Source organism: Absiella sp. AM09-50 (assembly GCF_003433845.1).
GTDB classification, from domain to species: domain Bacteria; phylum Bacillota_I; class Bacilli_A; order Erysipelotrichales; family Erysipelotrichaceae; genus Hoskinsella; species Hoskinsella hominis.
Genome location: NZ_QVFI01000001.1, coordinates 380933 through 402722, shown reverse-complemented (window position 1 = coordinate 402722; position 21790 = coordinate 380933). Strand labels below are relative to the sequence as shown.

Genomic DNA, 21790 nt, shown 5'->3' with positions numbered 1-21790 from the left:
CACATCCTTAAAGATGTGTTTATTATAACATGTCTTAACTAAAAAAGACAGGTTTCCCTGTCAGTTCTGTTGCTTGTACATCAAATATAATAGATAAGCAATCAAGAAAGAATCATTCGTCATGGTTGCTAAAAGCCATACTACGGCAATATTTTTTTCATCTTTCAATAGATAATAGAAATTTACACAAATAAGCTCTGCTAAATGTATATCCTTGATATTATGTAATAGACGTTTGATATTATCACTATCACTTAAACCACTTTGAATATCTGGTGTATAGGCTTGAACAACCTTTAACAGTTGATACTTGAAATCCTGAAAATCGTATATTTTATGATAGTCAAAAGAGAATGCCTGTGCTGCTTTTTCCAGCATTGCGGTAAATGGCGCATCATAAATATGAAATTTATTTAATCCAATCAATAAGGATAAGGAAGTAATCTTTTCTGTCAGTAAATGCATTTTATCTGTTTCTATTTCTTCTTTTAAATGGGCAAAGCCCTCCTGCATTTCTTCTTCAAAGTCAAGGATTGCTTCTTCATCATGTAATGGGAAGGTATACACAGAGCCTAATAAGCGATGAAATTTCTTCATTGTATCCAAATAACCCAGCTGCATATTTTGCATAATCCGTTCATGATCAAATAACAAAAAGCTTCCAAGGGATACCTGAGGTTCTATATAGATCAAATGCTCCATCGGTCCTTTTACAACATTGCGACCGACACTTTTTAAATCAACTGCCACAATTTCTTCTGCGCCCATTTCCTGTGCAAGCTTAATCGGCACATTATCCGCATAGCCGCCATCTACATATTTTTCTTCATTGATGATTTTCATGGGGAATGCTGGATAACAAGAGGCAGATGCCATCACATAATCTAACACCGTATCCTTCTTCATATCCTTTTTTAGAAAGGGCGCTGCACTGCGTTTAGAAACATTGACACACATACAGCCATAATCTATTGGCGAATTAAAGAATTTTTCTGGATCATATAAACGATGAATCATATTGTAGAACGGTGTAATATCTGCACCCTTATGTTCCACAAAGCTTTCAAGAAAGGCTTTGTATTTTCCTTTTTGTGACATGATCAATTCAATATCCATATCCAGATCAATACCATTCAACATCACATCATCAATCGTTAAATTTGACCATAATTCATATGCTGTATCATATTCCTGCTGCACATATAAGACACCTATCATTGCGCCAATACTGGTACCACATACGATATCAAAATGCTGATCCAATTCATCAAGTGCTTTCCATACCCCGATTTCATATGCACCTTTACTACCGCCTCCCCCAAGTACCAAAGCTTTTTTCATGTCCTTGACCTCCATTCATCGCATAAGGTCAATCGACTGGTTGAAACGCCAACCATGCCTTGTGCTAAACATGCTTCTATATCCTCCACTGACTGAATAAGTCCTCCGCCAATCACATCCACCTGGGTATATTGATGAAGCTTTTCTACCGCAAAGGGAATAATAGCTGGTAATACTTCTACATAATCAGGAGAAAGCTTTTCTGCGAGTAATCCACTTTTTTCAATGGATCGTGAATCGATGAGGAACACACGTAAAACAGAAATACAGTGATTCTTTTTTGCGGCTTCAATGGCAGATGGCTTTGTGGATATAATCCCATCCACATGAAGATGCTGTGTCAGAAACTGGACACCATATAAATCATTCTGGATTCCCTTGATCAAATCCATATGCACAAAAGCTTTTTTCTTATGCAAATGAAGCTCTTTGATTACATCCTCTAATAAATTGATATGAAAATCCATTAGGATACACCATGTTTCCTCACGTTTTATAAAATGCTTTATCGCTGCCATGTCACGTAATACAGGAATCACCGGCTGTTTTAACATATGCCTACCTCCGATCCATAAAGCGGGAAGCAATTAAATCAGCACCACTATCAGCAATATTATGAACCAAAACATCATGTTCATGTATAGGTGCTTCTACTTCCAGCGTTTTACATACCTCCATTATATCAGATAATTTATCTCTTGGTACACTTTGTGAAGTAATGACCGGAAGTAATGGATGAATCGCATGATGAATGCGTACGGTAGTCGTTAACATACGCATGGGACAGACTACCTCCTGACGAACAAATTTTTCACCTCTTGGGCAGGTATTGCCTTTAACGGATATGATTTCATCATTTGCCATCATCACTTCAATATGACAGCTCATAGGACAGACAATACAATCGAATGCTTTTATCATAATGCTTGCACCTCCACAGACAGTTTCCCGCTTATATTCTGCAAATCTTCTTTCTTTAATTTGATACGTTCCATTTCCGCTGGTAAAAGATAACGTTTGGTTATCTTTTTTATGATATGTGTATCATCCTGTATGATGATTTGACATGCTTTAAATGGCTTACTGCAGCGAAAACTCAAGGTTACATCATGGTTGATGGAATCACTTAATACCTGAGGCAATACATATCCTACGCCTTGTTTTGCGATGGTTTCATGTGCACGATTTCCTCGTTGTTGTTTTAAGATATCCATGGCAGCGAAATAACCGACATCCGCAGATTCTTGTGATACAAAATCCACGATATCATGAACATGCAGCGCATTGCCACAAGCATAGACATGAGGAACACTAGTTTCATAATATTCATTGACACTGGCACCTTTGGTATGTGCATCCAGCTGAATTCCCATTTGATATCCCAATTCATTTTCAGGTATCAATCCAACCGATAATAACAACGTATCGACATCAAAGGTTTTTTCTGTACCTGAGATAGGCTGTTTATGTTCATCCACCTGGGCAATGGTGACACCTTCTACATGGTTTGTGCCTTTAATATCCACAACTGTATGAGAAAGATATAAAGGAATATTGAAATCATGCAGGCATTGTACGATATTTCTAGTTAATCCATTGCTGTAAGGCATTAATTCTGCGACACCTTCCACTTTTGCTCCTTCAAGACTCATTCTTCTGGCCATAATCAAGCCAATATCTCCACTGCCAAGGATAAACACTTTTTTCCCTACTAAAATATTTTCAAGATTTAAAAACCGCTGGGCACTGCCGGCTGTATATACACCAGGAATCCGCTTGCCAGGTATGGATATCGCTCCACGATTTCGTTCGTAACAACCACTGGCAAAAATAATGGTTTTTCCACTTATACTCTGATAGCCTTCTTGTTCATTGACATAAGTTACTATACGCTCTTCATTCACAGATACCACTGTTGTATTTAATTTATATTCAATTTTCATAGCGTCTACTTTTTCTTTATACGTTTGCGCATATAATGGACCGCTCATTTCTTCATGGAAAATCTGAAGGCCAAAGCCATTATGGATACACTGTTGAAGGATACCTCCCAGCTCTTCGCTGCGTTCTAAAATCAATATTTTGCGAATACCCTGCGCTTTAGCAGATACTGCTGCACTCATGCCAGCACTTCCACCGCCGATAATGATCATATCATATGTTTTCATTATTTGCTTACCCCCTTATTTGTCATAAAATAACTGGTTTTATCATAACGAACCTCCGCTAATGGGATATGCAGTTCTCTAGCCAGAATCTTTGCGACTTCTATTTCACAAAAACCACCCTGGCATTTTCCCATTCCTGGTCGAATGCGTTTTTTTATTTCTTTAATTGTACGTGCACCACATGGCTCATGGATACAATCCACTACCTCCTGTTCGCTGATATTCTCACAACGGCAGATAATATGTCCAAAAGCTGATTGTTTTTTGATACGTTCTGCTTTTTGCTGGGAAGAAAGATCTTTCATTGGAGTAATACGTTTATAATGACGATATAATTCTTTTTGTTTCAGCACATGCTGTGGTAAAATCAATTGTTCAATGACATAAGCACTGATGGCAGGTGCACTGGCAAGACCTGGTGAATCGATACATCCCAGGTGAATAAAATTTTGAGATATCGGAGATGCCTGAATAAAGAAATCATTATGATTGCCACATGGTCGAAGTCCTGCATAGCTGTGTATAATTTCTCCATATGGAATATTTGTCACGGTTTTTTGCAGTTTTTCTCTAACTTCTTTCAGTCCTTGTGCACTTGTGCCATTATCTTGCTCCTCTAATATTTCACTGTTTGGGCCAAGCAGAATGTTGCCATGACAGGTTGGTACACATAATACCCCTTTTCCTGCTTTACCAGGTACTGGATATAAGACATGCTTCACAAAATCAGTCGCATGTTTGCTTAAGATAAAATATTGTCCACGCTTTGGAGTAATGTCAAATAATGAGGTATCTTCTATCATGTTCATAATCTTAGCACTGCCAAGTCCTGCGGCATTGATGACGATATCCGCATCATAGTGTGCTTTGTCTGTGATGACATGAAACTGTTTCCCATTACGTTTGATATCCACCACATTTTCTTCCAGCTTTAAAGACAATCCATTACATACAGCTTCCTGTATCAGAGTAAGTCCCATCTCCCATGGTGTAATGATTGCGGTATCAGGTACAGATAAAGCTTTTGTAATCTGCGCACTGATATTCGGTTCTTTTTCAAGCAGTTCATCCCTTGTGAGCCATTCCATGTGGATTCCTCGTTTTGTTCCTCTTTCATATAATATAGAAAGCGTTTCTTCTTCCTCTTCACCAGCTGCGACAACATAGGCACCTATACGCTTGTAGTCAACATTCAATTGTTCACATATTGCAGGATACATATCCGCACCTTTTTTATTCAATAGAGCCTTTAATGTATGTTCTTCAGGATCATATCCTGCATGAATAATTGCACTGTTTGCACTAGATACCTCATCACAAACATCACTCTCACGTTCAATCAATGTGATATCCACATCATATCGTGATAAATCATGTGCCAAAAAACATCCAATAATGCCTCCACCGATAATAACAATCTTCATAGTATTCCTTCCTTTCATCATAAAAAGCGAGCTAAAAACATAAAACATGTTTTGATAACTCGCTTTCTCTATCACAGATTAACTTTTACACCTCTAGTATAACACTCTCATCGCTAAGATGTAAACTGACTATTAAAAAGTGTATAATAGGCACCTTGTTTTTTCATTAATTCCTCATGATTTCCAGTTTCTATAATATCTCCATGCTCCATAACCAGAATCTTATCCGCATCTAATATCGTAGATAAACGATGTGCAATCACAAAACTGGTCTTGCCCTCCATCAATAATTCCATTGCCTGATTCACATGTTGTTCACTCATGGTATCCATATTGCTGGTTGCTTCATCTAATATCAAAATTTTAGGATTCATCAATAAAACACGGGTAAGTGACAATAACTGTTTTTGACCGGATGATAAATGATTAGAATTGGTATGCAGAACGGTATCATATCCTTGCGTAAAACGACGGATGAATTCATGTGCACCACTTTTTTTGGCTGCGGCTATAATTTCTTCATCACTGGCTTCTGGTTTTCCATAAGCGATATTGTCACGAATGGTTCCCTCAAACAGATAGGTATCCTGTAATACGACACCAAAACTGCGTCTTAAATCATCCTTTGACATTTGTTCGATATCAACGCCATCCACATATATATGACCTTGATTAATTTCATAGAACCGCAATAATAAATTAACCAAAGTTGTTTTTCCAGCACCGGTTTTCCCTACGATTGCGACTTTTTCACCCGCTGGTATACATAAATTAATATCCTTCATTAAAAGCTTATGTTTATCATATCCAAAGCTGACGTGAGAAAATTCAATGCTTCCTTTTGTTGGTGTAAAAAAAGTCGTTCCACTGTCACGTTCTTCTTCCATATCTAAAATCGTAAAGATGCGTCGTGCACTTGCCATCGCTGTCTGTAACTGTGTCATGACACCTGTGATTTCCGTGAATGGTTTAGAAAATAAATTGGCATACATCAAAAAGCTGGATATGTTTCCAATGGTAATCATGGATTGAAGTGCTAAGAATGCTCCCGCTGCTCCTGTTAATGCATAAGTAAAATTTGTCACAAAACGGGTACTTGGATTTGCCAGAGAACCATAAAATTGAGATTTTACACCGGCTTCATATAATGTTTGATTCATTTCCTGAAACGTATGGTTGGCAGATTCTTCATAATGATATGCTTTGATTGTTTTCATACCTGATAGCATTTCTTCACTAAAGCCATTCAAAGAACCAAGCGCATTTGCATTTTTGCGAAAATATTGTTGAGAACGTTTGGTAATAAAACTTGCCACAATATAAGTAAACGGTGCGGATAATATGACAATGATACTCATAATCCAATTGATGTTGATCATGAATACGATTGCTAAAACAATCGTTGTTACTCCACTCATCATGGTAGATAGGCCCTGTAAAAAGCCATCACTGATATAATCAATATCGTTGACAAAGCGGGAAATTAAATCTCCGCGAGGATTTGTATCATAAAAAGATATTGGTAAATGGGAAAGTTTTTCATATAGCTGTTTTCTTAATACACAACTGCTGGAAAAAGCAATCTTATTAGAGAAATACATCATTCCCCATTGGAATAAAGAATAGAGAAGATACACAACAACTAAATAACACAATAATTGAAAAGTTGTGGACAAAGGCTTTGAAGTAATCGCATCTAAGATATCTCCAATTAGTAAGGGCGCATATACGTTTAATGCGACAGATAAAATTGCACAGGCTAATGCCAGCAACAGATATAATTTAAACTGAAACAGGAAACGAAGTAGCTGTTTCATCACTTGTTTACCACTCATGCAATACCCCTTTCTACATGCTGACTCTCACAGATGGAATGATAGATTTCACATGTATCATATAATACTTTATGTGGCGCAAAGCCTGCCATCTCTCCATTATCTAACACGATAATACGATCACATGACGCAAGTGTACTAACTCGCTGAGATATCATGATTCTGCTCATCTGTGTATCCATCGCTTTCAGGGCTTTTCGCAAAGCCGCATCACTCTTGAAATCAAGTGCACTGCTGGCATCATCTAAAATCAATAGATCTGGCTTACGCAGAATGGCTCTGGCGATACATAAGCGCTGCTTTTGTCCACCAGACAAATTTGCTCCCCCACGTTCGATTTTGGTATGCATTCCTTTCGGCAGCTCATCCACAAACTCTTTAGCTTGAGAAATGCTTAATGCCTGTTCAATATCTGCTTTGGATACATTAGATAATCCAAAGCAGATATTTTCTTCAATGGTACCAGAGAATAACTCATTTACCTGTGGCACAAGCACGACATGGGATAATAGATCAGATGATCTCAGTGTAGTAATATCCTGTCCATATAATAAAATCCTGCCTTCTGTAGGCACATAAAAATGACATAATAAAGAAATCAAAGTAGTTTTACCAGCACCGGTTCCACCGATGATCCCTATACTTTCTCCTTTTCGAATAGAAAAGGACAGATCACTTAATGCAGCATCCCCTTTTCCATAAGAAAAAGATACATGATCAAAACATACAATTGGCTCATCCTTTTCCTGAAGAGAAGCATTTCCGCAAACCAGACCTGGTGAATAACGCAAGACTTCACTTACACGTTTGCCACTGGCGAATGCTTTGGTAAATATGACGATCAGATTACTAATAGCAATCAATGCTAATAAGATACTGGAAGCATAATTGATAAATGCAACAATTGTTCCAGGCTGTAAATCACCTATTTGTATTTTTAAAATTCCCTGATACATTAAAATCACAACCGCACCATTTACAACAATTGCCGTACTTGGATTCAATAAGGCAGAAAGACGTGCTACCTTCATCATCTGTACCTGTAGTTCATCTACATTTTCTTGAAATCGCTTTTGTTCCCGTTTCTTAGAAACAAAGGTACGAATCACACGGATGCCCGCAAAATTATCATCAAGAATAGAAGAAAATTTATCCAGCAGCTTTTGATATTGTTGATACATTGGTGTCGTAAACCGTATAAACACATAAAGAATCAGGATAATAAAAGGTACACTCGCAATTAAAATCCATGCTAAACGCATATCCAGAAACATTGCCATAATAATCGCCCCAATACAAATAAAGGGAGAGCGAACCACTAAACGAATCAACATCGCAACGGCAACCTGCAGTTGATTCACATCATTACTCAGTCGATTGACTAATGTAGGTGTTCCAAAGTAATCTAAATCCTGATAAGAAAATGCAGTAATATGTGAGAACAATGCATTTCTTAAATCTGTGCCAAAGCCTTGTGATGCTTTTGCGGCTTGATATTGGCAGGTAATAGAAAAACCAAAACCAATCATAACCATAAAAATCATGATAAAGCTATAACGATATACCAGTTGTTGATCCTGTGCCATGATTCCATCATTGATCATATAGGCCATAAGTGTTGGCAGAAGCAGTTCTAATATGGCTTCCATCAACTTACAAAATGGCCCAATGATGCATTGTTTTCGATATGGTTTTAAATATTTTAACAATTCTTTCATTTTCATCATCCTTTTCGCCTTTATTATTATACCCAAGGGGTTGATATATGTATAATATTGGTTTAATATTTAAAATATATAAAAAAAGTATGGTGATAAAAATGGATATTAAACAGTTACAATATTTCCTCACGATTTGTGAGGAAGGACAGATCACAGCAGCAGCAAGACGTTTACATATGGCACAGCCTCCCCTTTCTTATCAATTAAAGATGTTGGAAGAAGAACTTGGTGTAGCGTTGGTACTGCGTGGCAAGCATCATATACAATTAACAGATGCCGGAGAGTTATTAAGAGAAAAAGCCGAACAGATTTGCCGGCTTTGTGAGGATACAAAAAAAGAGGTACAGGATGCGAAAACACAAGTTGCCCATGAGCTTCGTATTGGCATTGTATCAAGTTCCCATCATGCGTTTTTGGAAAATGGCATTCGTAAATTCCATGAAGATTTCCCTAAGGTTTCTTTTGTGTTAAAAGAAGGAAATACTTTTCAGATTCTGGAGCTATTAGAGAAAGGCCTGATTGAAATCGGCGTTGTCCGCACGCCATATCCACAAAAAAATATAAAAGCAATTCCCTTTTGGGAAGAAGGAATGGTGGCAGTATGTGATAAAAGCCAATGTTTATCAAAAGATAATCGTTTAAAACTGCAGGATTTAACTAATGTCCCATTAATATATTATGAGCGCTATGCTTCCTTATTGGAGGATTGTTTTCTTCAATCTGGTCTGTTGCCTACATGTTTTTGTATTAATCAGGATGCCAGAACTTCCCTGTTATGGGCAAAAGCAGGATTAGGTGTTGCGATTGTTCCTAAAAGCGCAATTGCTCTTATCGAACATGAAAATTTAAAAATCTATGATATTGACCATCCACGTTTAACCACTTCCATTCATATTATTTGTATGAAGGATCGATATCTTTCAGAAACTGCACAGACTTTTATCGATTATTATAAATGAAATCTGCGAATATGCAGATTTTTATTTTATTCCATATAATGTATATAGAAACGAGCCTTTCTAATCACAGCAAGGGGAAGGAAACCTTATACCTATCAAATCCTGAGGCACGTTTTTTTTGTCTGGGTAGACGTTCTATATACTCGCCCCCGCCAATTGGAGGCATACCCATGAACTTAAAAACCGTTAGGTCTTATCCCAGTTCCTTAAACCGCAGCCTGAGGACGTTTGAGTCCCCCGCATATAGAAAAAAACCTATCTCTTACGAAATAGGTTTCACGTTCCAAATGGTGGTCCCGGTCGGAATCGAACCAACGACACAAGGATTTTCAGTCCTTTGCTCTACCGACTGAGCTACGGGACCATTTGGTTGCGGGGGAAGGATTTGAACCAACGACCTCCGGGTTATGAGCCCGACGAGCTACCAGGCTGCTCTACCCCGCGATAAATGAGCAATAAATTTTAAACGCCTTAAACTTTTTGGCGGAGGAACTGGGATTCGAACCCAGGCGCCAGTTTCCCGACCTACCGGTTTTCAAGACCGGACCCTTCAACCACTTGGGTATTCCTCCAATTTTGTTATGAAATTGGTGGACCCTGTAGGACTCGAACCTACGACCCACCGGTTATGAGCCGGATGCTCTGACCAACTGAGCTAAGGGTCCAAATTAGTCAATTGGTGGCGGGGGCGAGACTCGAACTCGCGACCTTCCGGGTATGAACCGGATGCTCTAGCCAACTAAGCTACCCAGCCAAAAATATCATGGTCGGGATGACAGGATTTGAACCTGCGACCCCTTGATCCCAAATCAAGTGCACTACCAAGCTGTGCTACATCCCGATATTTTATGGCGCGCCCAGTAGGAATCGAACCCGCAACCTTTTGATCCGTAGTCAAACGCTCTATCCAGTTGAGCTATGGGCGCATATTTTTTTCTTTAGCACTGTTTGCCTCAGTGCCCTAATATAATACCAAACATATCCATAAGTGTCAACAACTTTTTTCGATTTTTTTTACTTTTTTTGAAGAAATTTTATTAACACCTTTTTCCCCCTTTAAATAAGGCCTAAATAAGGAGCACAACTAAATGTGCTCCTGGTTTTGTTTTCGATCTTTTGTAGCCTTTATGACCTTTTGCCTTGAAAATTCCTCACGTTCCTTCTCTTCCAAAGCATCACTAATAAACTTAATGTTACCTTCAAATTCCGGAATAACGATATTCTTCAAAGCATTTGCACGCTTCTGCGCCTTACGAATCGCATTGGCAAGACGATACACACTGTTCTCTACTTCCGCCAGTATAACAGTCATTTCTTTTACCTTATAAAAACACTTATACGCATAATCCAGTTTTGAATTGGCATGCTCCAATCCATAAGTTAATTCCAGACTCTGCTTATCATAATGAATTTTAGGTATCTCCACGCCCATTACACTACGATAGCTCACATGAACACCTGTATCAACAGGTACAGCCTCTACCAAGTCACTAATAACACCCAATGACATATTCGCCTGCTGTAGCGCATAATAAGCCTTCTGGTACGTGATTGTAATTTCATCACGTAATAATCTTACACTATCTAATAAGCTCATCATTTCTCTTGTCAATATATTACGCTTACGATCCATCAGTTCATAGCCCATTTGTGCCAGCTGATTAGATTTCTTTGTCGCAATCAGATTTCCTTTTGTAGGAAACACCTGTTTATTTGCCATAACTATTCACCTGGATTCGCTAATTCTTTGATAATCGGTCCGGCTTTGATTTGAAAACGCTGAACAGCACGTTCATGGTCATAATACTGATCAAGGACTTCATTATCTACACGATCCAATTCACCACGTGGAAGAACGCTTAGTAAATCCCATCCAAGATCCAGTGTTTCTTCAATTGTTCTGTTTACATCAAATCCTTGATTTAAGAAATACTCTTCAAATAATGTTCCAAAAGACATATATTGTTTATCAACATCACTTAATTCATCCTCACCAATAACACTGGCTAGACTTCTGGCATCCTGCACTTTCGCATATGCCGCAAACAACTGGTTACTGACATCAGAATGGTCTTTTCTTGTATATCCTTCACCAATACCATCTTTCATTAAACGTGAAAGGGATGGAAGTACTCCAACTGGTGGATAAACACCCATTTGATTCAAATTACGATCTAATACAATCTGTCCTTCTGTAATATAACCGGTAAGGTCAGGAATTGGATGTGTAATATCATCATTTGGCATGGTTAGAATAGGAATCTGTGTCACAGAGCCATTCGCCCCTTTGACAATACCTGCTCTTTCATATAAGGAAGCAAGGTCAGAATATAAATAGCCAGGATATCCTTTACGACCTGGAATTTCACCTTTACTACTTGAGAATTCACGTAGTGCCTCACAATAGGATGTGATATCCGTCAAAATAACCAATACATGCATATCATGTTCATATGCTAAATATTCTGCGGCAGTTAAAGCACAACGTGGTGTTAATGTACGTTCAATGATAGGGTCATTGGATAAATTGATAAACATAACAACTTTCTCCATAACGCCTGCTTCTTCAAAGGAACGTTTAAAATAATCCGCAACGTCATTTTTTACACCCATGGCCGCAAATACGATACAGAAATTTTTGCCATCTCCATCAGAAATCTTAGCCTGTTTTACCAGCTGTACTGCCAAGTCGTTATGAGGCATACCTGATCCTGAGAAAATAGGAAGTTTCTGTCCACGAATCAATGTCGTCAATGCATCAATACTGGAGATACCGGTATTGATATAGTTACGGGGATATACACGGGAAACCGGATTTAATGGCTGTCCATTGATATCTGCACTTTTTTCAGCATAGATTTCACCTAATCCATCAATTGGTTTTCCACTGCCGTTAAATACACGGCCTAATAATTCTTTTGATAAAGGAAGCTCCATTGGCTTTCCTGTAAATTTTGTTTTTGTATTTTTTAAGCTTAATCCATTAGTACCTTCAAACACCTGAATTGCGGCACGTTTGCCATCCAGCTGTACAACTCTTCCCAAACGTGTGGAACCATCTCCACATTTTATTTCCACCATTTCTTCATAGCTGGCGTTTTCTACGTTGTCTAGGAAAACCAAAGGCCCATTGATTTCACTCAATCCTAAATATTGAAGACTCATATAAGCACTCCTCCTTCTTACGCATTCAAACTTTCGTTCACAGCTTTATCGATCATAGGGAAATAATCATCAAATGCTTCGATATGGTCGTTTGGCACATCATATTTCATCTTCGTGACATTATCAAAGATACCAGAAGCAATAATCTGACTCAATGATTTTCCTTCACTGACGATTTCTTTACAACGTTTATATAAATATAGGATAACATCCATCATTTTCAACTGTTTTTCCAATGGTACATACGTATCATCTTTATGGAATGCATTTTGTTGCAGGTATCCTACACGAATGACTTTACAGATTTCAATAACCAATTTTTGATCTTCCGGCAATACATCACTACCAATCAATTTTACAATTTCCATCAATTTTGCTTCTTCAGCCAACAGACTCATCAGCTCCTGACGATTACGCAAGAAACGAATATCTACATTTTTGTTATACCATTTGGTTAAATCACCAACATATTCTGAATAGCTTTCTGTCCAGTTGATCGCAAAGTAGTGTCTTGCATAAGCCAGTGATTTATCTAATGCCCAGAAACATCTTACAAATCGTTTTGTATTCTGGGTAACTGGTTCTGAGAAGTCATTTCCCTGTGGAGATACGGCACCAATGATAGATACACTGCCTTCCTGACCATTTAATGTTTCCATATATCCAGCACGTTCATAGAATTGTGAAATTCTTGATGGCAGATATGCTGGGAACCCTTCTTCTGCAGGCATTTCTTCCAAACGTCCACTGATTTCTCGAAGTGCTTCTGCCCAACGAGAAGTAGAATCGGCCATGATTGCGACATGATAACCCATATCACGATAATATTCTGCAAGTGTTAAACCTGTATAAATACTAGCTTCACGAGCAGCTACTGGCATGTTTGACGTATTGGCAATTAACACCGTACGATCAGTCAAAGGACGATTACTCTTTGGGTCAATCAGTTCTGAGAATTCTTCCAGAACCTGTGTCATTTCGTTACCACGTTCTCCACAACCTACATATACGATGATATCGGCATCACACCATTTGGCAAGCTGATGCTGCGTCATGGTTTTTCCTGTACCAAAACCTCCAGGTATAGCAGCTGTTCCACCTTTTGCGATTGGAAACAGTGTATCAAAAATACGCTGTCCAGTAATCAATGGAACACTAATTGGCAAACGCTGAGCGACAGGTCTTGCCTGTTTGATTGGCCATTTCTGACATAATGTCAGTGTATGAATTTCATCTTTATCATCTTTTACCTTGATAATTTCATGATTGATATTGTAGCTTCCATCACTTACAACTTCAACTACTTCACCATACAGCGTTGGTGGAATCATACAGCGGTGTTCAATCAAATCCGTTTCTGGCAAAGTCGCAAAAATCTGGCCAGGCACGACTTGATCTCCTACTTTTACTTTCACACTGACATTCCATAATGCTTCTTCATCTAATGGTGCTACATTGCTTCCGGTCGCAATAAATGCGCCGGATTCTTTTGCTATTTCTTTTAATGGACGTTCAATTCCATCAAATATATTTCTTAAAATACCAGGTCCCAGTGTTACGGAAATTGGACTTCCTGTTGGTTCTACAGGTTCACCAGGCTTTAATGAAGTCGTAGATTCATATACCTGAATCGTTGTGACTTCTTTACTGATGCTGATGACCTCTCCCATCAGTTTCTTATCTCCGACAAACACTTTCTCCATCATAGAGAAATCTGTTGCATTTCTTACCTTTACAACTGGACCGTTTATGGAATAAATTACATTTTCACTCACATTATCACCTCTAGCGCATGGAATCCACGCATCATTTGGATTATTTAATAAACAATCCAGAATTTGTATAGAACCATTCTTTCTGTTCTTCAATCGCTGTATCGAAGGTTTCGTCTACGACAATTCCCATCTCAACGCATTCTAAACGAAAACCGCCAAGTACGATATCTGTATCTATCTGTACTTCGCAATCTTTTCCATAGGCCTTCTTGATATCATCCTGATAAGATGCATCTTCTTTACCTATTAAGAAAACAGCATGTGCAAAGTTGTTTTTACCCAGCTCTTGTGCTTTCTTTTTCAGATAATCACGATAATCACCCTGCTTCGTAAACGATTTGATTTTGTCTTTTGCTTCTTTAAACACAAGATCAGCCAGTTCTTTACGCTTGGCCATCAGTTTACGACTGGTTTCTTCATGCGCTTTACTTAAGCGGATTGCATGTTCGCTTTGCAGTTCTTTTAATTCCTGCTCACGAACCATGCCAGCTTCTCTTTGCGCATCAGCTTCTAATCCCTGAAGAGCTTTTTCACGAATATCTGCTATCTCGTCGTCGATCTGCTTGATTTCAATACCGCTAACACGATCGATTTCATCTTTAAAATATTGCTCAAGCTTCATTTTGTCATCTAACATAGCAAACACCTCATAGTTTTACCCCAATTGCTTCACTTACGTATCGATCGATCGTTTCACCAATTTTGGCAGAACCATGACGATCCGGTATTTCCACAATCAACGGTTTTTTCAATTTTAATTTTAATTCAGAAATAACATCTGGGCAAGTCTGAATCAATTTTGTTGTCATTAAAATGATGGCGACATCTTCCATGTGCATCGCTTTTTCCAATTCTTCCAGGACTTCCTGGCGTTCATGTACGACAACTCCTTCGATTCCTGCCAAACGCATTCCCATCTGCGTATCGATATTATCACTGAGCAGGAAAAATCTCATAGGAATTCTCCTTTCTGATTTTATAATTTCATGAAGATAATGAAGATAGAGATCAACAGACCATAAATAGCAACACCTTCACCTAATGCAACGAAGATCATAGATTTACCGAAGTTTTCTTTGTTTTCAGAGAAAGCACCAATAGCAGCAGGAGCTGCAGCAGCTACGGCAATACCAGCACCTAATGCTGATAAACCAGTTGATAATGCAGCAGCGATAAAGCCTAATCCCTGACCAATAGATCCAGCCATCTTATCCGCAACATCTGCAGTTTCTGCAGCATATGCTTTTGTAGCAGAGAAGAATACTGTTCCCAATACTAATGCGAAGAATAAGCAGATATGTGAAACCATACGTACTTTTGCACTCTTTACACTTGTTTTACCTCTAAATACATTGACTAATGGCAATGAGATCAATACTAAAATAATAAATGGTATTAATAATTCTAATGGACTTAACATAATTTGTTCCTCCTGTTTAATTTAGTTCCTTTAATGATTGAAATGCTACACCGTTTCCATTGAAGTAACGTGAGAACATTTCATAAAATTCTAGACGCAGTACCTGAATACCAACGATCATACCTTCCAGACACATAACCAGAATGTTTCCGAAAATTCCAACAAGCAGTCCACCTGCACTACCGACCATTCCCATAATCAAGGTTACGGCCATCATCATTCCGGCATGTGATAAAACGAATCCGCCAACACGCAAATAAGAAATCGTATTGGTGATATAGGATAAGCATACCTCTAGCAGTTCAAAGATACTTTCGATACAGAATGCCCCAAAACCTTCTGGGTACATTGCTTTGTTTTCTAATTTATTTGTGAATGGTTCTTTCATAAAGATCAATACCAATGGAAGAATCAGACAAACAAGTACAAATGGAATTGTGAACAGATTGTTTCCACTTAATAAGGTATAAGCAAGACCACCTACTAAAGATGTGTAGAATACAAGTCCTGCAACACCGTTTTGTGAAAAGAACAGTTCTCCCATATTTTTGTTTTTGATTTGTAGGAAAATATTTACACACATACTGAATATAATCAGAAATGCGCCAATACCAACAGATAAAACCAGAAGAATTGGAATGAATTCACTCGTCATAACTTCAATTGGTTTTTCACTTAATCCAAATACCGTTTGATATACAGGATTCAATAAGGTTTCATTTCCAAATACTGAGCCATAAATAAATCCAAAAATCGTAGAAGAGATTCCAATACGTACGCCTACATCGCCCAGCTGCATGCCTTTATATTTATAGGCTAAATATCCTACCAATATTAGTACAAGCCCCTGGCCAACATCGCCAAACATCATACCAAACAATAAGGTATACGTAACTGCGACAATTGGTGTTGGATCAATTGCTTCATATTCTGGAGTACCATACATCTCTACAAACATTGAGAACGGCCTGGCAAACCACCCATTCTTTAGTTTTGTCGGAGGCGCGAGTCGCTTGTCACTGTGAGCAGGACGCACTTCGATTTCCACCTCCTTCAAGTCTTCAAATGTACGTTTCAGTTTATCCACGTCATCTTCGACTATAAAGCCTGTAATAGAGAATCTTTCTCCCAAACCAACAACATATTTTCTAGCTTCATATGTGTGATTCAAAAAATCTAATTCGCCTTTGATTTCCGCAAAACGTTCTCTGCATTCATCTTTTAATTTCGCAAGCACTTCATTTACATGCTGCAGCTGTTTGTAATCGTTATCGATTTCTTCCTGCAGCGTTTCTTTTGCACGTTCTGGCGTTCCATGAACAAACTCTGGGATACGGATACGTTCAAAGTATAGACTAGAGAAAATGTTATCTACATCTCCTTCATATTTTTCCGTTGTCAGATATACACACCAGCTATAGGTATCATCCTGACTGAAGGATTTAAATACAAATGGACGGTTACGATAATATTGCAGTTTCTCTACACTATCCAAAGGCAGTCGTCCAAAACGAATCTTGATATATTTACATTCAAATAAATCATCAAGATTTAAATCAATGCTTTCGATATTTCTTACCTGTATCAAAGCATCTTTGTTTTCTTGTATTACCGTTTCCAAATCTTTTTGAACAATCGCACCATCCAGATATCTTTTATGGATATCATCGATATATGCTTTGATTTCATCCAGATCATAATCAGGACTTCGCATTTCTTTTTCCGGCACATCTAATTCCATATCGGAAACGACTTCTTTAAAGTGATTCAACACTTCAACGATGGGGTTTTCTTCTACCAGCGTTGTTAATCCATGAACACTGTCCACAAATTTTGTTGCTGGTTCTGGATGAAAGTAATCCAGGTCTACAAATTTCAGAAGCACATCATTCAGGTACTCATTGTCCCCGGTAATATTGATCAGCTTCATCTTTGCAATTGCCATCACACATTCTCCTTTCTAATAAATCAACATCTTGGCGATATCTTCACTATCCACCTGATAGCGAACTCCTTCAATAATGTTGATGATGTTGTCTAATTCCAGTTTCTGCAGATATAAGTAGGAACTGAATACCAACGGTGCACTTTGGGAATAGTATATATTCTTTCTTGCCCGTTTATAACGGTATTTATCCATATACCATTCGATATACAGATGTTTACTGTCATCTGTTTTCAGATGATACCAGCAATTTTCCAGTTTCTTTAGGAAACCTTTTGTTGTTGGCTCAGCCAGTAATTCTTCTACCTGACTCGCACTAATGTGATCATATACAGGAAATAAAGAATCACGGATAATGTCTTCTCGTGCATGGAAGTAACGTTTAAAACGATATATCTTCGTTAAATTAGATAACTCCACATCTACACTAAAAAACTCTTTTACTTCTTTTTTGGTTTTACCCTTCATGACATGATCAATTACATCAAACACATGTCCATAGTACCATTTGTTTAATGCAGTTTCACACGCCGTATAGGCGATCTCGCCTTCTTTTCCTTTGGCGACACGATAAGGCAGCAAAACATTGTAATACATTGTCTTTTTCAGTACATCCAACAACTCATCATACGTATGGACATTTCCAAGACGCAATAAATCAAAACTCGTATATCCTTTTAAGAAAATTGGAAGTTCTGCGATTGCATCCTCATATTCTTCACTGATCAGAACACGGATACGCTGAAGGATCAAATCCATCTCAATTTGTTGCATATGCAACTGATAGTAATCCTTGTATGATGATTCTGCATAACGATACAGCTTCATTGTTTGTCTGAATCCATCACGTCGTAACATAGATTCCAGCTGACCTCGATGAATGTTGTTTTCACGTACATCTTTCAAGGCATCTGCATATTGTGTTTCATTCTTCAGATAACCTGCGATTTCTGAAACACTGCGTTTATGAAGCAGCTCGTTATAATCTTCTTCATTCAGTTGTTTGCCATGCATACTTTTTGCTTTGGAGACAATGACACCTGTTGCCATATTCATAAGGTCTCACCTCCTTGATGATACTGCCGGGCTACGAATTTAAGCAATGCTCTACAATTCTTTCCACCCATGTTTCCCTGTTTGTGTCATACTTCTGCTGCAGGTCCAAAAGTGCTTCCTTAAACAAAGATTCTTCCTGTTCAATTGATTTTGCAAGTTCTTTGTCCATTTCGGCTCGCTTTTCCAAGATACAGCGTTTTGTTTCTTCCTGATACTTGGCTTTGATCTCATCTTTTTGTTCCTGTATCAGATCTTGGACGCTGTTTTTTTCCTGCTTTTTCAATGCGACATTGTTTCTAGCCTTTTTATCTGCCTCTACAATATTTCTGATTAGCTCTTCCAAAAAACGATACCTCCTTTGCCTTTATTATAGCACTGTTCGGTTTATGGTGTTACCTAAAACCTTTTAAAAGTATAAACCTTTTACATATGGCTTGCAAGCAAAATATATAATTATTTTCGCATTTATTAACCTAGGTTAAATTTTAGAATTTTTTTCTTTTTTGAGATATAAAAAAAGTTGCAAAAGCCTTTATTAAAGGGCTTTCACAACTTTTACCTTGCTTAAGAAGCACGGCTTTCTTTTTTACTTTCTCCAAAGATCTGATGAGATTTTTTCTCCAGTTCTTCCGTTTCGCTGTAATCATCAACAAGATCACTTTCTGTATAAACATCAGGATCATTTGCACGATCAGCAAATGCGAATTTCAACAATACTGGCGTAACCACAGTAGTCAATACAACCATGATGATGATTGGTCCAAAGAAATCTGGATTCATTAGTCCCACTGCCATACCTTTGCTGGCAACAATCAATGCGACCTCACCACGGGAAATCATACCAATACCAATACGTAAACTCTGAATATTTTCATAATGGCAGATTTTCGCACCTAGACCACATCCAATAATTTTGGTTAGAATTGCGATAATCATCAATAAAACAGAGAAGATCACAATACTGCTTGTCATTTCAGGCAATACGACCTTTAAACCAATACTTGCGAAGAATACTGGTGAAATCAACAAGTAAGACAATGTTTCAATACGCATTGTCACATAGGTTGCTTTGCTTGTACCTGAGATAATCAAACCGGCAATAAAGGCACCTGTGATATCTGCGACACCAAAGAATTCTTCTGCACAATAGGCAAACAATAAACAGAAGGCAAATGAGATGATAGAGAATCTTCTTCTCACCTTATCATCACGATCAAACCATTTTTCAATCAGTTTTCTTGCGATCAGTCCAATAATGACACTACATACAAAGAAGGCAACGATCTTCATCAATACAACGGCAAGATTTACACTTGTATCCGCCATACCTGTAATAATGGTTAATGCAACAATACCTAAAATATCATCAATTAAGGCAGCTCCTAAAATGGCATTACCACTAGGTGTGCTTAATTTACCCATTTCTTTCAATGTTTCTACACTGATACTAACGGATGTTGCTGTTAAAATAACGCCAATGAACATGTTTTGTAAGAATGCATTATCGCCTGTGTTATAGAAACTTGCCAGGAAATATCCCGCCACAAGAGGCACCAATACCCCAATCAAGGCGATCACAAAACTGCTCTTTCCACTTTTCTTCAATTCACTGATATCTGTTTCCAGACCTGCCGAGAACATCAATACGATGACACCGATTTCCGCTATCTGATCGGTAAAGGCAGATTCGTGAACGAAGTCCAATACTGCTGGTCCTAAGATAATTCCAGCCACCAATGCTCCAACGACCTGTGGCATTTCAATCTTTCTGGTCAATAAACCAAAAAACTTTGTGCTCAACAGAATCAATGCAACATCTAATAAATATCTGTAAGATTCCATGCTATACTCCACTCTCTTTCAACTTAGCCTTGATTATTATACATCGCTTTTTTGAAAATGCAATTCTTTTTGTGAAAAAAATCGAATTTTTCACTATACTATTTTTGCATAACATCTAAAAATATCGATATAATGCTACATCTTCGAGTGTAAACGTTTTTTGATCTAATTGTTTTATAGATGGATAATCCTTTGTAAAGTGAAAGCTTACCTGATATGCGCATAATGCCTGATAAGTAATGACATCCTTTTTCCCGCCATATTTTACATCTCCTAACAATGGATGCTTTAAATACGCCATGACTGCACGTATCTGATGGCTCTTCCCTGTCAATAATGAAACCTCCACAAGACTTTTTCCATCTTTTTCTTTTAAGACACGATACCCTGTTTCAATACGTTGATAGCCTTCTTTCGCATAAGGTATGATATCTGCTTTGTTATGCTCCATCTTTTTATGATATAACACCAGATGATCCTGTTTTTTCTTTAAACTGCCTTCCACAATACATAAATATCGTTTATCTAGCTCTCTTTCACGTATTACCTCATTCATCTGGCGCAGCGCTTCACTGGTTTTAGCACAGATGACGATTCCTTGAGTATTGCGATCGATGCGATGACATAAGGCAGGCGCAAAGCTTTGTTCCTTATCAGGATCATACTCCCCTTTTCTATATAAATAATGCAAAAGACGATCTGCTAGATTATCCTGCAGTTGACTGGTATCACTGTGTGCAAGCAAGCCAACCGGCTTATTCACAATGATAAGGGCTTCATCTTCATATATAACATCTAAGTCTGATGGCAGCTTGGTAAACGCCCGCTCTTTTTTTGACTCAAAAAATTCCTCTGGGATAAAACACTGCATCACATCTCCCTCTTGCAGCCGCTGGGATATTTCACAACGTTTCCGATTCACTTTGATTTTCTTATTTCTTATATATTTATACATCAGACTTTTTGGCATATCTTTCATTGTTTTCATGATAAATTTATCTACACGCTGATCTGCATCATTTTTTCCGATAACGATTTCTCTCATTTATACCACTCACTTTCCCAAGTACCTTAAAAGTATACCACAAAACTTACCATATGCTTTTGTTTCTTACGAATTCCTTATCTCCTCTTTGTTT

The 21790-nt window shown here is 38.0% G+C and carries 19 protein-coding genes and 7 tRNA genes; 1 reads left to right on the top strand and 25 read right to left on the bottom strand.

Going from position 1 to position 21790, the window contains the following annotated elements; all coding sequences use genetic code 11:
* Nucleotides 1-60: 60 nt before the first annotated feature.
* The 7 genes from DW114_RS02005 to DW114_RS01975 all read right to left on the bottom strand — a co-directional run bounded on the left by DW114_RS02005 (nt 61) and on the right by DW114_RS01975 (nt 8486).
* On the bottom strand, nt 61-1341 hold the full coding sequence (locus tag DW114_RS02005; RefSeq protein WP_117451869.1) for a patatin-like phospholipase family protein: 1281 nt from the start codon (nt 1339-1341) through the stop codon (nt 61-63).
* A complete protein-coding gene (locus DW114_RS02000) occupies nt 1338-1895 on the bottom strand; it encodes a glycerol-3-phosphate responsive antiterminator (protein ID WP_117451867.1) in 558 nt (185 codons plus the stop codon). Before DW114_RS02000 ends, DW114_RS02005 begins: the two co-directional genes overlap by 4 nt.
* 4 nt (nt 1896-1899) lie before the next feature.
* Nucleotides 1900-2262: a DUF1667 domain-containing protein gene (locus DW114_RS01995; protein WP_117451865.1), complete on the bottom strand. Its 363-nt coding sequence runs from the start codon at nt 2260-2262 to the stop codon at nt 1900-1902.
* Nucleotides 2259-3509 (bottom strand): NAD(P)/FAD-dependent oxidoreductase, encoded by a 1251-nt coding sequence (locus DW114_RS01990; RefSeq protein WP_117451863.1) that lies wholly within the window; start codon nt 3507-3509, stop codon nt 2259-2261. Before DW114_RS01990 ends, DW114_RS01995 begins: the two co-directional genes overlap by 4 nt.
* Nucleotides 3509-4933 carry an NAD(P)/FAD-dependent oxidoreductase gene (locus DW114_RS01985; RefSeq protein ID WP_117451861.1) on the bottom strand — a complete coding sequence of 475 codons (1425 nt, stop codon included), beginning with the start codon at nt 4931-4933 and terminating at the stop codon, nt 3509-3511. Before DW114_RS01985 ends, DW114_RS01990 begins: the two co-directional genes overlap by 1 nt.
* 113 nt (nt 4934-5046) lie before the next feature.
* Entirely contained in the window at nt 5047-6768 is a 1722-nt protein-coding gene (locus tag DW114_RS01980) for an ABC transporter ATP-binding protein (protein ID WP_117451859.1), read from the bottom strand.
* Nucleotides 6765-8486: an ABC transporter ATP-binding protein gene (locus tag DW114_RS01975; protein WP_117451857.1), complete on the bottom strand. Its 1722-nt coding sequence runs from the start codon at nt 8484-8486 to the stop codon at nt 6765-6767. Before DW114_RS01975 ends, DW114_RS01980 begins: the two co-directional genes overlap by 4 nt.
* A gap of 101 nt (nt 8487-8587) precedes the next feature.
* Here DW114_RS01975 and DW114_RS01970 point away from each other — a divergent pair, with 101 nt between their 5' ends.
* Complete coding sequence (locus DW114_RS01970; RefSeq protein WP_117452020.1) at nt 8588-9448, top strand: LysR family transcriptional regulator; 861 nt, start codon at nt 8588-8590, stop codon at nt 9446-9448.
* A 288-nt stretch (nt 9449-9736) separates the two neighbouring features.
* On the opposite strand, the gene DW114_RS01965 is transcribed toward DW114_RS01970, so the two are convergent.
* The 18 genes from DW114_RS01965 to DW114_RS01880 all read right to left on the bottom strand — a co-directional run bounded on the left by DW114_RS01965 (nt 9737) and on the right by DW114_RS01880 (nt 21696).
* Nucleotides 9737-9812 (bottom strand) — tRNA-Phe (locus tag DW114_RS01965).
* Nucleotides 9813-9815: 3 nt separating this feature from the next.
* Nucleotides 9816-9892, bottom strand: a tRNA-Met gene (locus tag DW114_RS01960).
* 37 nt (nt 9893-9929) lie between these two features.
* A tRNA-Ser gene (locus DW114_RS01955) sits at nt 9930-10020 on the bottom strand.
* A gap of 16 nt (nt 10021-10036) precedes the next feature.
* Nucleotides 10037-10113, bottom strand: a tRNA-Ile gene (locus DW114_RS01950).
* Nucleotides 10114-10125: 12 nt separating this feature from the next.
* Nucleotides 10126-10202, bottom strand: a tRNA-Met gene (locus DW114_RS01945).
* Between the two features lie 10 nt (nt 10203-10212).
* Nucleotides 10213-10289 (bottom strand) — tRNA-Pro (locus DW114_RS01940).
* Nucleotides 10290-10297: 8 nt separating this feature from the next.
* A tRNA-Arg gene (locus tag DW114_RS01935) sits at nt 10298-10374 on the bottom strand.
* Between the two features lie 158 nt (nt 10375-10532).
* Nucleotides 10533-11168: a V-type ATP synthase subunit D gene (locus DW114_RS01930; RefSeq protein ID WP_117451855.1), complete on the bottom strand. Its 636-nt coding sequence runs from the start codon at nt 11166-11168 to the stop codon at nt 10533-10535.
* A 2-nt stretch (nt 11169-11170) separates the two neighbouring features.
* On the bottom strand, nt 11171-12613 hold the full coding sequence (locus DW114_RS01925) for a V-type ATP synthase subunit B (protein WP_117451853.1): 1443 nt from the start codon (nt 12611-12613) through the stop codon (nt 11171-11173).
* 17 nt (nt 12614-12630) lie between these two features.
* Nucleotides 12631-14388 (bottom strand): V-type ATP synthase subunit A, encoded by a 1758-nt coding sequence (locus DW114_RS01920; RefSeq protein ID WP_117451851.1) that lies wholly within the window; start codon nt 14386-14388, stop codon nt 12631-12633.
* 40 nt (nt 14389-14428) lie between these two features.
* Nucleotides 14429-15025 (bottom strand): V-type ATP synthase subunit E, encoded by a 597-nt coding sequence (locus DW114_RS01915; protein ID WP_117451849.1) that lies wholly within the window; start codon nt 15023-15025, stop codon nt 14429-14431.
* A gap of 10 nt (nt 15026-15035) precedes the next feature.
* On the bottom strand, nt 15036-15344 hold the full coding sequence (locus tag DW114_RS01910) for a V-type ATP synthase subunit F (protein ID WP_117451847.1): 309 nt from the start codon (nt 15342-15344) through the stop codon (nt 15036-15038).
* A 20-nt stretch (nt 15345-15364) separates the two neighbouring features.
* Entirely contained in the window at nt 15365-15808 is a 444-nt protein-coding gene (locus DW114_RS01905) for an ATP synthase subunit C (protein WP_117451845.1), read from the bottom strand.
* A gap of 16 nt (nt 15809-15824) precedes the next feature.
* The gene (locus DW114_RS01900; protein ID WP_117451843.1) at nt 15825-17753 is read right to left on the bottom strand and encodes a V-type ATP synthase subunit I; all 1929 of its coding nucleotides are present in this window, start codon (nt 17751-17753) and stop codon (nt 15825-15827) included.
* Nucleotides 17754-17768: 15 nt separating this feature from the next.
* Nucleotides 17769-18809, bottom strand: a complete 1041-nt coding sequence (locus tag DW114_RS01895; protein ID WP_117451841.1) for a V-type ATPase subunit — start codon at nt 18807-18809, stop codon at nt 17769-17771.
* Nucleotides 18810-18840: 31 nt separating this feature from the next.
* Nucleotides 18841-19152, bottom strand: coding sequence for a stress protein (locus DW114_RS01890; RefSeq protein WP_117451839.1), 312 nt, complete (start codon nt 19150-19152; stop codon nt 18841-18843).
* Nucleotides 19153-19373: 221 nt separating this feature from the next.
* Nucleotides 19374-20651 carry a cation:proton antiporter gene (locus tag DW114_RS01885; protein ID WP_117451837.1) on the bottom strand — a complete coding sequence of 426 codons (1278 nt, stop codon included), beginning with the start codon at nt 20649-20651 and terminating at the stop codon, nt 19374-19376.
* A 115-nt stretch (nt 20652-20766) separates the two neighbouring features.
* Nucleotides 20767-21696, bottom strand: a complete 930-nt coding sequence (locus tag DW114_RS01880; protein WP_117451835.1) for an RluA family pseudouridine synthase — start codon at nt 21694-21696, stop codon at nt 20767-20769.
* Nucleotides 21697-21790: the final 94 nt, after the last annotated feature.

What these genes read in the sequence shown, in the direction of transcription:
- DW114_RS02005 (WP_117451869.1), bottom strand. Translation starts at nt 1,341, where the DNA reads ATGAAAAAAGCTTTGGTACTTGGGGGAGGCGGTAGTAAAGGTGCATAT.
- DW114_RS02000 (WP_117451867.1), bottom strand. Translation starts at nt 1,895, where the DNA reads ATGTTAAAACAGCCGGTGATTCCTGTATTACGTGACATGGCAGCGATA.
- DW114_RS01995 (WP_117451865.1), bottom strand. Translation starts at nt 2,262, where the DNA reads ATGATAAAAGCATTCGATTGTATTGTCTGTCCTATGAGCTGTCATATT.
- DW114_RS01990 (WP_117451863.1), bottom strand. Translation starts at nt 3,509, where the DNA reads ATGAAAACATATGATATGATCATTATCGGCGGTGGAAGTGCTGGCATG.
- DW114_RS01985 (WP_117451861.1), bottom strand. Translation starts at nt 4,933, where the DNA reads ATGAAGATTGTTATTATCGGTGGAGGCATTATTGGATGTTTTTTGGCA.
- DW114_RS01980 (WP_117451859.1), bottom strand. Translation starts at nt 6,768, where the DNA reads ATGAGTGGTAAACAAGTGATGAAACAGCTACTTCGTTTCCTGTTTCAG.
- DW114_RS01975 (WP_117451857.1), bottom strand. Translation starts at nt 8,486, where the DNA reads ATGAAAGAATTGTTAAAATATTTAAAACCATATCGAAAACAATGCATC.
- DW114_RS01970 (WP_117452020.1), top strand. Translation starts at nt 8,588, where the DNA reads ATGGATATTAAACAGTTACAATATTTCCTCACGATTTGTGAGGAAGGA.
- DW114_RS01930 (WP_117451855.1), bottom strand. Translation starts at nt 11,168, where the DNA reads ATGGCAAATAAACAGGTGTTTCCTACAAAAGGAAATCTGATTGCGACA.
- DW114_RS01925 (WP_117451853.1), bottom strand. Translation starts at nt 12,613, where the DNA reads ATGAGTCTTCAATATTTAGGATTGAGTGAAATCAATGGGCCTTTGGTT.
- DW114_RS01915 (WP_117451849.1), bottom strand. Translation starts at nt 15,025, where the DNA reads ATGTTAGATGACAAAATGAAGCTTGAGCAATATTTTAAAGATGAAATC.
- DW114_RS01910 (WP_117451847.1), bottom strand. Translation starts at nt 15,344, where the DNA reads ATGAGATTTTTCCTGCTCAGTGATAATATCGATACGCAGATGGGAATG.
- DW114_RS01905 (WP_117451845.1), bottom strand. Translation starts at nt 15,808, where the DNA reads ATGTTAAGTCCATTAGAATTATTAATACCATTTATTATTTTAGTATTG.
- DW114_RS01900 (WP_117451843.1), bottom strand. Translation starts at nt 17,753, where the DNA reads ATGGCAATTGCAAAGATGAAGCTGATCAATATTACCGGGGACAATGAG.
- DW114_RS01895 (WP_117451841.1), bottom strand. Translation starts at nt 18,809, where the DNA reads ATGAATATGGCAACAGGTGTCATTGTCTCCAAAGCAAAAAGTATGCAT.
- DW114_RS01885 (WP_117451837.1), bottom strand. Translation starts at nt 20,651, where the DNA reads ATGGAATCTTACAGATATTTATTAGATGTTGCATTGATTCTGTTGAGC.
- DW114_RS01880 (WP_117451835.1), bottom strand. Translation starts at nt 21,696, where the DNA reads ATGAGAGAAATCGTTATCGGAAAAAATGATGCAGATCAGCGTGTAGAT.